16 protein-coding genes are annotated in these 14,319 nt (G+C 67.5%); all 16 read right to left on the bottom strand.

Annotation, left to right across the window (positions count from 1 at the left end; all coding sequences use genetic code 11):
* Positions 1-98 precede the first annotated feature (98 nt).
* Entirely contained in the window at positions 99-1,139 is a 1,041-nt protein-coding gene (locus Q0283_RS12610; protein WP_298044975.1) for a single-stranded DNA-binding protein, read from the bottom strand.
* A 132-nt stretch (positions 1,140-1,271) separates the two neighbouring features.
* On the bottom strand, positions 1,272-2,111 hold the full coding sequence (locus Q0283_RS12615) for a hypothetical protein (RefSeq protein ID WP_298044976.1): 840 nt from the start codon (positions 2,109-2,111) through the stop codon (positions 1,272-1,274).
* A 141-nt stretch (positions 2,112-2,252) separates the two neighbouring features.
* Complete coding sequence (locus Q0283_RS12620; RefSeq protein ID WP_298044978.1) at positions 2,253-2,735, bottom strand: hypothetical protein; 483 nt, start codon at positions 2,733-2,735, stop codon at positions 2,253-2,255.
* A gap of 151 nt (positions 2,736-2,886) precedes the next feature.
* Complete coding sequence (locus tag Q0283_RS12625) at positions 2,887-3,219, bottom strand: hypothetical protein (RefSeq protein WP_298044979.1); 333 nt, start codon at positions 3,217-3,219, stop codon at positions 2,887-2,889.
* Positions 3,206-3,607, bottom strand: a complete 402-nt coding sequence (locus Q0283_RS12630; protein ID WP_298044980.1) for a hypothetical protein — start codon at positions 3,605-3,607, stop codon at positions 3,206-3,208. The genes Q0283_RS12625 and Q0283_RS12630 overlap by 14 nt, the downstream gene beginning before the upstream one ends.
* Before the next feature lie 4 nt (positions 3,608-3,611).
* Entirely contained in the window at positions 3,612-5,483 is a 1,872-nt protein-coding gene (locus Q0283_RS12635) for a type IV secretory system conjugative DNA transfer family protein (protein WP_298044981.1), read from the bottom strand.
* Positions 5,480-6,994, bottom strand: coding sequence for a conjugal transfer protein TraC (locus Q0283_RS12640; RefSeq protein WP_298044983.1), 1,515 nt, complete (start codon positions 6,992-6,994; stop codon positions 5,480-5,482). Before Q0283_RS12640 ends, Q0283_RS12635 begins: the two co-directional genes overlap by 4 nt.
* Entirely contained in the window at positions 6,994-8,595 is a 1,602-nt protein-coding gene (locus Q0283_RS12645) for an SCO6880 family protein (protein ID WP_298044985.1), read from the bottom strand. The genes Q0283_RS12640 and Q0283_RS12645 overlap by 1 nt, the downstream gene beginning before the upstream one ends.
* Before the next feature lie 61 nt (positions 8,596-8,656).
* On the bottom strand, positions 8,657-9,694 hold the full coding sequence (locus tag Q0283_RS12650) for a hypothetical protein (protein WP_298044986.1): 1,038 nt from the start codon (positions 9,692-9,694) through the stop codon (positions 8,657-8,659).
* Between the two features lie 29 nt (positions 9,695-9,723).
* On the bottom strand, positions 9,724-10,032 hold the full coding sequence (locus Q0283_RS12655; RefSeq protein ID WP_298041880.1) for a hypothetical protein: 309 nt from the start codon (positions 10,030-10,032) through the stop codon (positions 9,724-9,726).
* Positions 10,033-10,113: 81 nt separating this feature from the next.
* Complete coding sequence (locus Q0283_RS12660; protein WP_298044988.1) at positions 10,114-10,710, bottom strand: hypothetical protein; 597 nt, start codon at positions 10,708-10,710, stop codon at positions 10,114-10,116.
* A 97-nt stretch (positions 10,711-10,807) separates the two neighbouring features.
* Positions 10,808-10,987: a hypothetical protein gene (locus Q0283_RS12665; RefSeq protein ID WP_298044990.1), complete on the bottom strand. Its 180-nt coding sequence runs from the start codon at positions 10,985-10,987 to the stop codon at positions 10,808-10,810.
* A 154-nt stretch (positions 10,988-11,141) separates the two neighbouring features.
* Entirely contained in the window at positions 11,142-11,978 is an 837-nt protein-coding gene (locus Q0283_RS12670) for an RNA polymerase sigma factor (RefSeq protein WP_298044992.1), read from the bottom strand.
* A 101-nt stretch (positions 11,979-12,079) separates the two neighbouring features.
* Positions 12,080-13,225, bottom strand: a complete 1,146-nt coding sequence (locus tag Q0283_RS12675) for a DUF2637 domain-containing protein (protein WP_298044994.1) — start codon at positions 13,223-13,225, stop codon at positions 12,080-12,082.
* Positions 13,222-14,127 (bottom strand): DNA-binding response regulator, encoded by a 906-nt coding sequence (locus tag Q0283_RS12680; RefSeq protein ID WP_298044995.1) that lies wholly within the window; start codon positions 14,125-14,127, stop codon positions 13,222-13,224. Before Q0283_RS12680 ends, Q0283_RS12675 begins: the two co-directional genes overlap by 4 nt.
* A 20-nt stretch (positions 14,128-14,147) precedes the next feature.
* A partial coding sequence (locus Q0283_RS17650; RefSeq protein ID WP_366134488.1) for a helix-turn-helix transcriptional regulator occupies positions 14,148-14,319 on the bottom strand: 172 nt, incomplete at its 5' end.

The following is a 14,319-nucleotide window of genomic DNA, read 5'->3' on the forward strand; positions in this document are numbered from 1 at the left end:
CTTCGCTTCGCCACGCTCGGGCTCCTTCTCTGACATAACTGCACGACGGCCGGGAGACGGTCAAGCCCCCGGCCGTCGAGCGACGGACTATGGACAGGTCACCGGGTGATCCCGGTGACCTCCTGCTGCTGTGGCACCAGCGGCGGCTGACCCGCCGACCACTCCGCGAACGCCTCCGGCGTCAGCTCCTCCGGGCGCAGGCCCTGGCCTGCCGAGTGCTTCCTGGACTGCTCGGGGGAGGAAGCGACCGAGGCGCCGTCCCGGTGGGGTTCTCGGGGCAGGACCGCGACCGGGTTGAACTGCATGGAGGCGGCCACGTCCTCGGCCCAAATCCGATGGTTCAGTCCAGGCTTGCCGGTGCTCGTGGCATACGCCCCGACCCGGTAGTCCCCGGTGACCGTGACCCGGTCGCCCTTGCGCAGCGAGGCCAGCACGTTCTCTCGCAGCTGGGCCCTTTCGACGGCCACGTCGTAGAACTTCGCCTCGGTGTCCTCCCACGCCCGGGAACTCTCGTTGAACCGGCGGCCGTTCTCCGCCACCGTCATCACCACCAGCTCCTGGCCGGCCTTCGTCCGCACCTTCCGGGGATCGCCCGTCAGGTTGCCCTGCACCGTCTTCTTGCCCACGCTCTCCATGGCTTTCTCGCTTCCCTGCTTGGTGTTGTTACTGGTTGTCGTCTGTTCGAAGTCGGATCGGGGTCGGGCGGGCAGCGCGGTCGGGGTGTAGTCCTCGCGCTCCAAGCGTCTGTGACCGTCCACCTGGTCCCACCCCGGGTGGATGTCGGCGGCTTCCTCTCCCGCGTCTTGGATTAGGGGGTGTGCCTGTCCGGCGGTGTCGATCCACTCGGCATTGTGGGCGTAGGCGAAGGGCTGGGCGGCGGGGGCCTCACGGAAGGTTGGCTTGGTGTAATGGATGTGCTCCGTCTGCACGAAGGTGTACCGCGCGGGGACATCCAGCCGGATCCTCGTGCCTGCTCTCAACCGCTCCGGGGCCACCAACTCCGAGTCGAGCTCACTGAAGTGCGCCCGGACGCGGGTCCCGTCATCGGTGTCGACCCACGCCTCCGTGCTCCATTGGCCCCACTCCACGCCGACGATCACCCCCTCGACGTTCGGCTCCTCGGTCCTCGGCTCCGTCATGCTGGCCTGCCTTCCTGTCCCGTTGACCTCGACCCGGCGCCGATGTCTTGTCCCCAGTTCGCCGCGACCCCGGTCCGGCCGCCCGCGACACACATCCAGGGCGCTACCGTCTCGTCGGTAGGTGCCGCCCGGTCACTCATCGCTCTGTGCGTTCATCTCGGTCCAGGCGGTTCCGTCGGGCGATTCCTCCCACACCACGGTCAGGTCCTCTGGGCCGCCCATGATGTTGACCGCAACTCCGGCCTGGCCGGGAGTGGCCGAGGTGTAGGCCAGGGCCACCGAGCCCACTGCGGCCACGGACCGGGCACGCAGGCCCAGCGGGTCCGAGGCCCCGTGCTCGACGCCGTCGGCATCCACGGCGCGGGCTCGCACGAACGTCACCCCGGAGGTGGGGCGGTCGAGGACCTTCTCGGTGCGGATGGTCGAGGCCGCGGTGATCCAGTCGTCCTCGTCGTAGTCCAGTTCGTAGGCCCCGACCGTGCCGGAATACGCCACCGGTTCCTTGTGCGTGCCGTTCTGCACGCACCCGGCGTCGTGCGTCATCTCCTTCAGTCGGGACCGCAGCTGGGCCACGTTCGGGTGCCACATCATCATCGGAGCCAACCCGGGGGCCTGTTCCTCGAAAACCTTGTACTCCATGCACATCGCCGCATACAGCTCGGCGGTCAGGCTCGGGTGCCGGTACCAGCACGCCGGAACATCGGAGGTCGTCAGCCGGTATTCGCGGATGAACCAGTCCACCCAGCGGCGCAACCCGTTCCAGGCATCCCACTGCTGACCGGGTTCGATCTCCCGCCACCGGGTGCCCAACCACTCCGGCGGACCCTCGGCGGCCAGGGCCGCCTCGACCTCGGGGTCCAGGTACGGCAGCGGGGACCCCGGTGCCTCGCCACCGGTTTGCTCGGGGCCGGGGGCCTCCTGGTTCAGCCAGGTGTCGTCGTCCTCGTCGTCTACCCATGGATTGCCACTCACCGGTGTCACCCTCCTCAACGCTGCTGTCTGATCCGGCAGGGCCTGTGGCCTGCTCGGAGACAGTTCGCAACGGGAGGGCAGCGGTGTATGTCGCTCAGTCCAGGTGAATCAGTGGGCGTATCGACGGGAAGCTGGCAACTTCTACGGGGCGGCTCGCGTCCACACGTTGAGGCCCACCTTTTTCCAACCGCTCTCGGTGAGATCGTCAGTATCCACGGAATCACCGACCAAGGTGTGGTCACCGGGTACGTTCAGCAAGGTCAGGGTGATGTCGTCGCTATCGGCCCCGCAGATCCGAGCGGTGCCGTCGTCGCCCCCCGTGTCGGTGATCAGGCATATCAGTCGGCCCAACCGCTCGGGCTCCGGTCCGTCCGTGTACGACACGTAGTAATCCACCCCGTTATACGAACCGACGGCGTAGGCCGGCTCCTCCGGATAGTCACGGGCGCTTTCAGGCGGCAGGCTCACCACGGGGGTGTCCACCAGGGCGGCGATAGCCGGGGCCGTGGGGACCGGTTGTGGTTCTTCCTGGGCGTAGCATCCCGACAGCACGAACAACCCGCCACTGACCATCACCATGGTGGTCACCCGGCCAACGGCCGGACGCGTCATCGAGGCGCACATGGCAGAACCTCCCGGGCCGACAGGATGCCAATGTAACCGTGCCGCCTCGGCCCTACCGAGGGCCGGTCTGCTCTCGGCAGCTGCACTGTGCGGCCCGATGGATGGGGCACGCTACGACCCGACGACCCGCAGCGACTCCCACGGAACGGACTCAGGACCGCCCGGTGTCGTCGGTGCGGCGCTGGCGGCGGTATTTCCGGGGTGGGCCGTCGATGAGGTTGAGCAGTCGTTGGACCATTTCGTTCACCGCGGCCTGGGCGGAGCCTTCGCCGGGGTTGGCGGCCATCCACCGGTGGACGCCTTCTTCGCAGATCGAGCACAGCCACATTCCGTCCCCGTTGGCGCGGCGGCATTCGGCGCGGCGGCATTCGGCGCGGTCGAGCACGTCGGTGCTGGTGGTGTGGAACTGGAGCACGGAGACCCGCTGGCACAGTTCGCAGTTCAGCGGCTCGGTGGAGCCGGGGACGGGGTCACTGGTGGTCATGGGTCTTCTTTCTGTGACGGCGGATCATCCTGACGACGATGAGCACGGTGGCCCGTCGCCGGTCCCAGCCAAGGTACTCCTTGCGCGCATCCAGAGAGGCGTGCAGTTGTTCGTGGTGGGCCCGGCACATCGGCATCAGGTCCTCATCTTTCTCCCGTGCCTTCCAGGCCCCGGTCACCGGGTCACGGTGCACCCCGTCGTAGCGCAGATGGTGCAAGTCCAGACTGCCTGCCTCGTCAAGGGTCAGTTGGCAGACCGGGCAGGCCGGTTCAGCGCCCCGGGCGCGGGCGTCGCGGAACCAGCGCACCCGGCGGAACCCCCACGCCGGTGAGCGCAGGTAGTCCCGGTAGCTTTCCGAGCCGGTGCGGGTGAGGGAGAGCCGTGCCATGGTCTCACCGCACCGGCACCGAGGCCGCCCAGTCCGCGACCGTGCCGGTGTCGGCGGTATCGGCGGCCGTGGGGGTGGAGGACAGGGTCTCGGCCCCGCCGGTGAGCTCGGCGGCCAGTTCGGCGTTGTAGGCCTTGGTGGCGGCTTCGATCTGCTGGGCGTCCTTGCGGTCGGGCCACTTGGTCATGCGCATCAGGATGGGCCGGCCGTTGCGGTTCAGCAGCAACCCCCAGCCGAAGGGCAGGCGGCGCAGTTCGGAGACGGTGAGTACCTCGGTGTCGTGCAGCTGTTCGGAGGTCGAGTTCGAGTCCTTGCCGCGGGAGGTGGAGGTGCGGGTGATCTGGCGTTGACCGGCCAGCCGGGAGAACAGCTCCAGGTCTTGGACGTTGGAGGCCCCGCCGAGCTGGATCTTCACGGTGGCCGCGTCGAACAGGGCGGTGGCGGGCTGTTCGCCCCATTCGTTGCGGGCCTGAGCCAGGGACTGGAACACGGCGAAGGCACTGATGCCCACACCACCGCCGTCGGCCATGATCTGGGTCAGCCCGGGCCAGGCCCCGGCGATGTTCGCGATCTCGTCCAGGACCAGCGTCAGCGGCGCATCGAGCCGGTTCTTGGGGGACTTGGCGGCGATCTCGCGGGCACGTTCGGTGATGGCGTCCATCATCGCGATCAAGAACGGGCCGGCGGAGGACCCGCCGGTCTTGGTGCCCACGATGTACAGCGTCCCGTTCTCGCGCAGGAACTTGTCGATGTCCAGGGTTTCTTCGACCTGGGTGGGTTTGAGGATCTCGCGGACCTCGGGCACGGACAGGCCCTTGACGGCGCCCTCGACGCCGAACCACTTGTTCTGCAGCAGCTTGGGTTCGCCGTCGATGATGCCCTGCAGCACCAGGTTCCAGTTCGAGGCCGCACCTGAGTGTTCGGCCAGGATCTTCACCGCTTCCTTGGCCTCGGCCGGGTTGTTGCCCCAGCGCATCAGGTCATCCACGGTGCGGTTCCCGAGGGCGGCGGCGTGCAGCAGGCATTCCATGATGGTCACCGCCGGGGCCTGCCACTCGGCGTTCGTGGAGGACGCCCCGAGCCCGGAGGAGCTGATCAGGGAGGTGGCGCGCTGGTTGGCGACCCGGGGGACCTCGCACCCGGTGATCGGGGACCACTTCAGGGTGGTCGGCTGACCGGTGAGACCCTGCGGGTCGAACAGGGCCACCGGGCCCTTCTGGCTGCGGAGTTCGGCGGTGGCGGCGAGGTTATCGGCCCGGGAGCTGGTGGTGATGACCGGGCCGGGGGCGTCCAGGATGGCCCCGATGAGCAGGTGCAGGCCCTTACCCGAGCGCGGCGGGCCGATGAGCACCACGGATTCCTCCAGGCAGCTCCACACCGGTGAGCCCTCGGCCGAGCCCAGCAGCAGGGCGGCGTCGGCCGGCTTGGGGTGCTTGAGGCTCGGGCGGACCTTCTTCGCCTTCTTCCGGGCCGCCCCGGCCCCGACCGCGCGGCGGATCTCCGGGCCGCGGGCCATGCCCTCGCGCCACCGGATGGAGCGAATGAAGGCCTGGTCGGACTGCTGGTACCGCATCCATGCGTACGCCCCGGCCCCGACCGCGACGGCCACGAGGACGGCCAGCCCGACGTAGGCGGCGATGAGCGTGCCAGTGTCGGCCGCGCAGCCAGCCACCGAGCCGAAGGCGGTTCCGTCCCCGGTAGCTACGAACCCGACCGGGTCGAAGAGCGTGGCCGGCCAGGCCAGGGCCCCGCATGCGGCCCGGTTGGTCAGCACCCCGACCAGCACGTAAGCCCCGTACAGGGCGAACACTCCCAGCAGGGCCAGCGGTAGAGCATTGTTCGAGGCGGTCGTGGACTGACGGTTCTCGGCGCTCATGCCCGGGTCTCCTTCGCAGCGGCCGTGACGAGGCGTTCATCGGTGTTGAACAGCCTGAGTTCGACGCGGGTGAGGTCGTTCTTGACCTGGAAGCTGGACCCGCCGAGCCGCCACAGGCCCACGCCCTCGTCCAGGTACTTCAGTAGGGACCGTTCCCGGTCGGAGAGTTCGAGTTCGTCGGTGGTGACCCGCAGCGCGGAGCGGTCTTGGCGGTAGATGACCTTGACGTCGGCGTCGGCCAGCAGGGACTTGGCCATCGCGGCCATCTTCGAGCCGCGGTCTCCGGCCATGTCCAGGTCGGCGATCTTGTGCAGGATCAGCACGTTGAAGATGCCGTAGGCCCGGGCCAGCTTCCAGGACTCGACCATGCGGCGCAGGTCGGCCTCGGAGGAGATGTTGTCCCACCCCTCTTCGTAGACCACGATCCGCTGGCCACCGTCACTGGTGGTGACCATGGCCTCGGTCCACGCCCCGGAGCAGGCGTTGACCACCCGGACTGCTTCGGGGCTGGCCCCCTGCAGGGCGGAGGTGTCGATCGAGGTGGCCGGGGCGTCGGCGGCGAAGTGCGCGGTGGTCTCCCCGTCGAACATCCCGGCCAAATCGCCGGTGGTCATCCGGTGCAGGGTCATCGCCATCACCGAGGACGCCTCGGCGACCAGCCGGTCGGGGTGGTCCTTGGCCGCTTCCAGGGCGTCGATCACGTCCGGGATGATCACGATCCCGCCCCGGGCCTGGGCTGCGGCGACTCCGGTGTCCAGGGCCAGGGAGAGCACGTGGTGCTCGGCCGGGGACAGGTCCCGATTCGTGAGGATCCGCACCAGCGTCACCAGGATGGCCATCCGTCGGGTGCGGACCGTCATCGCCCACCCCTCATCGCTCAGCGGCTCGCCCTGGGCATTCAGGGAGGGCCGGGTGCCCGGGTCCAGCGGGTTGATCCGGGTGCCCATGCCGGGGCCGACCTGGATGACCGACCCGCCCAGGGCGTGCACGACCCGGGTCCATTCGCCCTTCTTGTCGCTGGCGACGGAGAGCTTGCGCCCGGCCTGGACCAGACGCACGGCGAAGGACTTGGCCAGCGAAGACTTGCCCACCCCGACCTGGCCGAACAGGATCATCGACATCCCCGAGATGATGCCGCGCTCATACAGCTGCCACGGGTCGAAGCAGAACGCGCCCCCGCCGTTGAGGTCCCGGCCGATGTACAACCCGTCGGCGCCCAGCGAGGTCCCGGCCACATACGGGTAGGCGGTGGCCCCGGTGTGGGCGGTGGTCGGCACCCCGCGCGTGCGCAACACCCCCGTCCCGTGCAGGGACTTCGGCCGACGCTGACCGCCCCGGCCCCAGGTGGGCCGGGGGAAGTCCCCGGTGGTCTCGGTGCTCTGGTCCTGGGTGGCCTTGAGGGCCTTGAGCACCTGCCGGGTGGAGGTGAGCGAGGCGCGTTTTCCCTCCCGGTTGGCTTGGTAGAAGTCGAAGACCTCGATCTTCTGGCGGTTCTTCGTCGTCGGGCTCATCACATCTCCACCATTCCGAAGGGCAGGGCCGCGGCGAGCATCGCCGCGTCCTGTTCCAGGTACACCACGCGCAGCTCACAGTTGGCGTTCACGGCCCGGGAGAGCACGTCGGCGCAGTTGGCCTCCAGTTCCATTTCGTCGGCCCCGGTGACGGTGATCAGCACCGCCAGGTCCAGGCGGGCGTGGCCGTCGACCAGTTCGGTCTCTTCCCGGGTGATGTCCTGAAGTTCCCGGTCGTGCTCCAGGGTGTGGGGCCGGTCCAGTTTGTCCAGCAGTCGGGTGGTGGTGCGCCAGTCGGCCTTGCGCCGCTGGATGTGGTTCAACGCCCCCCGGGCATCGCGCGGCACCCAGACCACAGAGACGGTGTGCCGGAAGTCCCCGGCGAAGATCAACGGCTCCAAGAATCCGAGGCGGGCCTGGGACTGGGGGAACTCGGAGACCTTGTAGGTGCGGTGCAGGTACCCGTCGGTGCGCACATGGTCGGTGAAGACCTCCATGGCCACCGGACCGGCCGAGCCGGGGGCGACCCCGACCCAGTCCCCGGAGCGTTCGGAGATGACCACCGAGGCCTGCGGGTCGAACGCCGAGCGGACCAGGGCGGCCAGCGACCGGGGGGAGTGCCAGGCCTGCACGGTGGTCCCCGAGGCCGGCAGGGTGCCCTCGATGGTCGTCATCACCGACAGGGCCAGGTTCATGAACCCGGGCAGCCCACCGCCGAGGGACTTGATGCGCTTGGCGACCTTGTCCCGGGACAGCACGATCGTCATCCAGGTCTCGTGCACCGGCATGTCCTGGGCCTCGGCCATCAGCTCCACGAACGCCGCGTGCAGGAACGGGTTCACCGCCTCCCCGCTGGGCCGACCCTCTCCGGTGGCTTCGGCGCCCTTGGCGTTGTAGAACTCCATGACCTTGGACCCGGAGATCAGCGTGGTCTGGTCCGCGTGCTGGATCCGGGCCACCCCGGGCATCCGGGCGATCGCTGAGATGGCTTCGCGCCAGTTCGCGGTGCGGTCCTCCTGGGCGTCGAAGGACTCCAGGGCGAAGGCCTTGGAGGTGTTGATCTTCGCGCACACGATGCCCTCGCCCCGGCGCGGGTCGTAGACGAATCCGGCCCCGCTGGGCAGGGTGTACACGCGCAGTTCGTTGGCCTCCCCGGGCAGCCGGAACCGGGCCCCGGCCCCGGGCTTGATCCGCCCGGCCTCATCCCGAGACGTGCTGGTCTCACCGGGGGAGAGCACCGGGGAGGACGGTTCGGTGGGGGTCTCATCGTCGTCGGTGCCGTCGCGGCGGACGAAGGTCAGCTGGTTGCGGGCCCCGCGGACCAGGTAGCGCAGCCACAGCCCGGCCCAACCGATCAGGGGCCGTCCCATGACCGTGGGGATGACGATCCCGGCGGCCACCGCACCGAGGACCAGGGCGGTGAAAAACCCGCGGGGGAAGCCACCGGTGAACACCAGCAGCAGCATCAACCCCAGGGCCACCCCGAGGGTGATGACCTGGGGCCAGCTCAACCCCAGCAGCACCCCGGTGGTGCGTTCCCGGGCGAACCGGGCCCCGTCCCACGGGGAGTCCACTTGCTGTTCGAGGATCTGATGGGCCATGGCTACGTTGTCCTTCTCTCGCACGTCTGCTGGTGTTGCGGTCTCTGGTGGGGGTGGGTCGCTAGCGGCCGAGTCGGGCGGCGGTGCGGGCTGGGCGGGTGATCTGTCCGGCCTTGCGGGCCCCGCCGCGGACCACGTTGGTTCCCTGGCGCATCATGGTGTTGCCGCTGGCCACGGCGGAGCGTTCCATGGATTCGGAGGCCCCGCCGGTCAGGAACGAGACCATGGTGAGCATCAGGATGGGCATCGCTGCGCCCATCACGATCAGTACGATCCCGGCGGCCAGCTGGACCCAGTCGGTGCCGATGGAGGCGGCGACCATGCCGATCTTCACCACCAGTGCGGCGGCGGGTTTGGCCAGGATCAGGGCGAAGACCACCGAGAGCCAGCGGGTGAACACGGCCTTGGCCGGTTCCAGGCTCAGGGAGAACACGGCGGCGGGCATCATCACGGTCAGCAGGACGATGACGGCCAGGCGGAAGATCATCATCAGCATCAGCAGCAGGCAGACCCCGACGATGATGATCCCGATGATGAACGGCAGGATGGCCATGCCCGGGTTCTCGGTGTTGGTGGCCATCTGCCACTGGGCGTAGTTCTCGTCCATGAGCACCTGGCCGTTGGCTGCGTCGTAGGTCAGCCCGAACAGGTGCAGGATGGCCCCCAGGGCTGCTTCCTCTCCGCCGCGTTCTCCGGCCTGCAGGATCCACAGGCTCATCTGGTCCACTGCCCCGAGGACCACGAACATCAACCCGGCGACCACGTACACCGCCGGCACACAGACCACGGTGACGGTCAGGGCCCGGATGACTCCGGCGGTGGAGGACCGGAACAGGGACCAGATGACCTGGACGGCGACGAAGATCAGCAGGAAGGGGATCATGGCCAGGACCATGACGTTGAGCATTCCGGGGTGCTCGATCGTGGTGGCCGCCTGGCCGTCCACGTTCACCACGACCGTGCCCCCGACGATGGTCATCCACCATTCGCCGGTCATGGACCCGGCCGAGAACGAGTCCCGGATGAAGGCCCACGCGGCGGTGGCGAAGCCCAGGATGCCGTCGCGCAGGAATGCCTGCATCGGTTCCAACAGATTCATGACCCCTCCTTCCCGTTGTCCGGATCAGTTCAGGCGAACAGGGGGACGCCGGTGGCCCAGGAGATGATCCCGCCGATGGAACCGACGACGACGGCTGCGACCACGCCCCACAGCAGGATGCTCAGGCCCGCGTCCTGGGCCCGGCCACCGCCGGAGAGCTTGCCGAACAGCCACACCACCAGCCCGGCGACCACGGCGATGACGAACAGCACCAGCGCGGTGGCCAGCACCATCCCGCCGATGTTCTGCAGCTGGTCCATCCACGGGGCGTTGAAGTTCGGCGTCACCCCCGGGTCGTACCCCTTGGCCATCACGGACAGCGACGTCAGTGCATTCATGGTTCGTTTCCCTTTCCTTATGCCCCGGGCGGGGCTCCCCCCTATGCCCCCGTCGGGCACAGGAATCTGTTGTGCGGTCGGTCAGTCGATGGTGTGTGTGCGGACCTGCTCGTCCGATCCGCCGACCGCGACGGTGTCATAGATGCGCATCTCGACCTCGGTGCCCGAGGCCGCCTCGGTGTTCTCCGCCGAGCAGTCGGTGCCGGTCGGGTACCACTTCACCGAGATGATCTGTTCACCGGGTTCGACCGTCAGCCCGCCCTGGGAGACCTCCTTGACCACGGCGGCGCGCTTGGGCTGGTCGAGCTTGGGGTCTTCGTCGTCGAAGTTCCGGACCGCCTGCGCGGTGCAGGTCGTCTTGGGCGCCTTGCGGTCGATCACGACCTGCCCGGGGCGGGCGGCCGCAGGCATCAGCGAGTCGGTGCCCAGGGACGATCCCCACTGCACCGCCCCACCGAGCGAGCCCAGCACCACCGCCCCGAGCACCCCGGCCCCGGCCATCTTCAGGCCCTTGGTGGAGCCCTCCGATGAGCCGGTGGCCTTGCCGCCGAGCCAGCGGACCAGTCCGACGACGCAACCGATGGCCAGCAGGATGATCGCCGCGCCGATGAATGTGGCGGCGACCGAGTTCAGTCCGTCCGGGCCGGTCAGGCCCCAGGGATCAATTCCGTCGAGCATGATGTCCTCCTTGAGTGAGTTCTCGAGGACAGTTCGCTCGGTGACGTGGTGGTGTGTGTCAGAAATTCCCGGGGCAGGCCCGCCGGGTCACGGGCTTCTAGAGGCCGGTGATGATGATGAACACCAGGGCCCAGACCAACAGGACGATCACGGCCGCCCCGGCCAGCAGGACCCGGCCGCGCCCGGTAGACGCCCAGCCCGGCACACGGTCCTGGACCTGCTCGGGCAGCCCGGCATCCACGCTCGTGGCGACCCAGACGGCCCGGGCCCGCGTCATCCGGGCCCGACGTTCTACCCGACGGCGCAGTCGACGCTCCCGCCGGGAATCCCGGCCAGCGGCCAGACCCTGACCGGTGGGCTCGGTGGTCACGTCGCTCTGGGCATGTTCTGCTGGGGTGCCGTTCTCGGAAACTCGGTTCGTCGATGTCATCTCACTGCCTCGCCTTCTGTTCCTCGGTCAGCACGGTCATCGCCACCTGCAATAGGTGCCGGGTCTCTGCCAGGTACTGCCGTGCCGTGTTGCGGCTGAACCCGGTCACGTCCATCACGTGGGCCACCGTCACTGCCTCGAACCGCCCCCCTGCCTGGGCGCAAGCCACGGCCATCTGCCGGGACCAATCCCCGGACTCCCCATCGGCGGGCAGGCACTCGATCAGCGTCCGCATCGTCACCGGCTCACCGGCGGCCGCGGCCTCCTGGGCGCGGGTCACCACCTGACAGCACCGGATCATCTCCCGCCGGGACTGACGCAGCACCTCGGGGCTCACGCCCAGGCCGCGGGTTGCCGCCGCCACGTCGTCGCCGAACACCAGCACCAGGGCCAGCGCCCGGGAAGTGGCCTCGCGGTTCTGCATGACCTGCTCGACCACCCGGAGGACCTTGCCCACCCGCTGTTGGGCATCCAGGGCGTTCACCGTGGCCTCGGCATGATCCGGGATCGTCAGCGTCACCGCCGACTGCACCCGTCCTCCGGACATGTGCTCGGCCTGGCCCTGCAACACGGTGTCCCGCTGGCGGGATCGAACCCGGTCGATCGCCCGCCGACGGGCAATCGTCACCACCCACGCATGCAAAGACCCCTGCCTTGGGTCGAACCGATGCCGTGCGTTCCAGGCCGACTCCCACGTCGCTTGCGCCACGTCCTCCACATCAGCCGGCGAGCCCATGTCCCCAAGTTGCGACACAATCACCGGACGCACCCGCGTCACCGCCTCTGCGAGTTCTTCACCATCCAGAGCAGTCGTTTCCTGCTCGAACTGATCATTCATATCCGCCCCCAAGTCAGATCACCGCCGTGCGGCAATCCAACGTGTCTCTTTTAGGCGCCTGTTCGGGGAGTGGTTCAGATCGCGGGTCAGTAGGTAGCGCCTCATCCCTGCTCCCTCCACTGTTCCTCGGCGTGGTGCACCTGGAACACTTCCGGCTGCTTTTCCCGGAGAACCTGCAGGCGGCGTCGACTTGTCCGCTCGGTCAGTCCGAACTGGTCCACCAGCATCGCGGCGGTCACGTCGATGCCCCGTGCAGTCTGCTGGGCAACGAATGCGGCCACCTCGTCCAAGGTGCCGGCCCTCCGAGCCGCGGAATCGGGTGTGCTCGCGCTGGGTGCTGTTACGACATGGAGCGGCATCCGAGGTGATTCCGCCGAGTTGTCGTTGGGGGAAGCTTCATCTTCTTGCCGACTGGCTCTTGTTCCCTCCGAATCAGAGGTCGAGTCGGTGATCGGTACAGCATCGTGCGCTGGTATTTCTCGGTGCGCACGGAGCTTGGCGATTTCCGTCTGATGGCGGACTCTGTCCAGTTCGGCCGCGCGTTCAGCCGCATCTCGCTCATGCGCCATCTGGCGGTCGTGTCGTTCCTTCTCCAGCAGCATGTTTGCGCGAATCCGCTCACGTTCGGCACGTGCTTGTTCTATCTGTGCTTGCTCTCGTAGTTCAGCTTTCCTGGAGGCAGGGTCCTCGACGGCGACTCGGGACAGCTGTTCGGTGGCTACAAAGATTGCGACCGGGACCATTCCGGCAATGATCGCTCCGACCACGCCCTGCCACGGCACCGCCTGAGGGCTGCTGAGAGAGTGGGAAGCGTTGGCGAATACGGATAGGGCCGTGAACGTTGCCAGCGCCGCCCATGAGGGCCAGGTTGTCTCGCCACGGGCTTTGTGGACCAACACCGACGCTGCGTACACGAGGATCGCAAGGTCAATGAAGACCGGTACTGCCCACCACATGAATGGAGGGATGCCGAGCCATTCTGCGACCTCGTAGAGCGCCGTGAAGCTGATCGCGAAAGCGACAAGTCCGGCGATGACTACTCCGGCTACCACCAGCCGGATGAACCGTCCATCGTCCGGGTTTATTCGTTTGGGAGAAGCTGCTGAGGAGGCGGCTGGATCATCCTGCTGGTCCATGTTGGTAGTTATCGGTTCCGCCGATCGCCCTTCCTCTGCAGCAAGAACGGTGGACGCGTGCTTCCCGTCGAGCCGGTTCGGAAGAGGGGCCAGCTGGTTCTGGACCGTCATCGTGATTCCTCCAGCTGCTCCAGGACACCGTCCAGCTCGTCCACGGAATCCCTCAGATTGGCCTTGATCTCTGTCTCCGAGTCTCCGGCCGCCAGGGACCGGAACAGACGTTTGATGATGAACGAAAACACCACCAGGCCGCGTGAAACGTCTGATGCCAGGACGTGCAGGTCCTCGTCCGGGACCGTTGACTGTCCTGTGACAGGTGAGACGAGGCCAGCCACCTGTCCCGCGAGCTTGATCGTGCGGGGCAATGCTGCGTCTCCGGAGCCATGGAATTCACGCAGTATTCGAGTCACCCGCTCACGACCCTCTCCAGCGCGCTCTTCTAGGTTCAGTGGCGCAATGCCCGCAAGGGCGGCCGGCATCGCCAGCACGTCTTCCACTGACATTTGCTCTGGGCGTTCGTCCGGCAAGATCTCGCCCTCCACCACAGGGCGAGCGAGCGAAACGCTTGGAGTAGCTCGGCGCGCGGGATACGTCTTGCCGTCCCGACCCTGTGACCGAGAGGGGTCAGGTGATCCAGGTGGATCACCTGAACCCTCATCCCCTTGAGGTTTGGTTGATGTAACTCGTTGGACCGTGCCATATCCCAGCTGGGTTGCAGCACGAATGGCCCGGACGCTCATCCCGGACTCCTGGAGGGAGCGGATGACCTCCGGTTGCGATTCCTTTGGGGGACGGAGGTTCAGGTTGCCGAACTCTTCGGTCACGTAGGCGTCCCAGGAGCGGTAGCCCAGTGCCTTCCACGCCTGGCCTTGATATGCCGCCTGAATGAGCTCGTAAACATCGCTCAGGCCATTCCTGATTCGGGCGGTGAGGTCTCGTGCGGCATCTTTTTCCAAGGTGGCACCGTGGCCGCCTGCTGCTTCTGCGGCCACTTGCACTTCATTGCCCTGCATTTAGTCCCCCAATGTGATGGTCAGGTGAAGCGGTCGTCCTTCTCTTCCAGGCCGTGAAGCAGGACTTCCAACCGCACTCCAAGAAGGTGTGCCAGAGCCAGCAACTCTCCGATCCTGAAGTCGATCCGGCCCCGTAGTCGTGCTGATAGGGCGGTCTGCGGCATTCCGATTTGTTGCGCTGCCTCGGTTTGG

Origin of the sequence: uncultured Citricoccus sp. (genome assembly GCF_937871995.1) — a bacterium.
GTDB lineage: Bacteria > Actinomycetota > Actinomycetes > Actinomycetales > Micrococcaceae > Citricoccus.

Bases quoted from the DNA above. Each gene is read 5' to 3' on its own strand.
- Q0283_RS12610 (WP_298044975.1), bottom strand. From the start codon at position 1,139: ATGACGGAGCCGAGGACCGAGGAGCCGAACGTCGAGGGGGTGATCGTC.
- Q0283_RS12620 (WP_298044978.1), bottom strand. From the start codon at position 2,735: ATGTGCGCCTCGATGACGCGTCCGGCCGTTGGCCGGGTGACCACCATG.
- Q0283_RS12625 (WP_298044979.1), bottom strand. From the start codon at position 3,219: ATGACCACCAGTGACCCCGTCCCCGGCTCCACCGAGCCGCTGAACTGC.
- Q0283_RS12630 (WP_298044980.1), bottom strand. From the start codon at position 3,607: ATGGCACGGCTCTCCCTCACCCGCACCGGCTCGGAAAGCTACCGGGAC.
- Q0283_RS12635 (WP_298044981.1), bottom strand. From the start codon at position 5,483: ATGAGCGCCGAGAACCGTCAGTCCACGACCGCCTCGAACAATGCTCTA.
- Q0283_RS12640 (WP_298044983.1), bottom strand. From the start codon at position 6,994: ATGAGCCCGACGACGAAGAACCGCCAGAAGATCGAGGTCTTCGACTTC.
- Q0283_RS12645 (WP_298044985.1), bottom strand. From the start codon at position 8,595: ATGGCCCATCAGATCCTCGAACAGCAAGTGGACTCCCCGTGGGACGGG.
- Q0283_RS12650 (WP_298044986.1), bottom strand. From the start codon at position 9,694: ATGAATCTGTTGGAACCGATGCAGGCATTCCTGCGCGACGGCATCCTG.
- Q0283_RS12655 (WP_298041880.1), bottom strand. From the start codon at position 10,032: ATGAATGCACTGACGTCGCTGTCCGTGATGGCCAAGGGGTACGACCCG.
- Q0283_RS12660 (WP_298044988.1), bottom strand. From the start codon at position 10,710: ATGCTCGACGGAATTGATCCCTGGGGCCTGACCGGCCCGGACGGACTG.
- Q0283_RS12665 (WP_298044990.1), bottom strand. From the start codon at position 10,987: ATGACGCGGGCCCGGGCCGTCTGGGTCGCCACGAGCGTGGATGCCGGG.
- Q0283_RS12670 (WP_298044992.1), bottom strand. From the start codon at position 11,978: ATGAATGATCAGTTCGAGCAGGAAACGACTGCTCTGGATGGTGAAGAA.
- Q0283_RS12675 (WP_298044994.1), bottom strand. From the start codon at position 13,225: ATGACGGTCCAGAACCAGCTGGCCCCTCTTCCGAACCGGCTCGACGGG.
- Q0283_RS12680 (WP_298044995.1), bottom strand. From the start codon at position 14,127: ATGCAGGGCAATGAAGTGCAAGTGGCCGCAGAAGCAGCAGGCGGCCAC.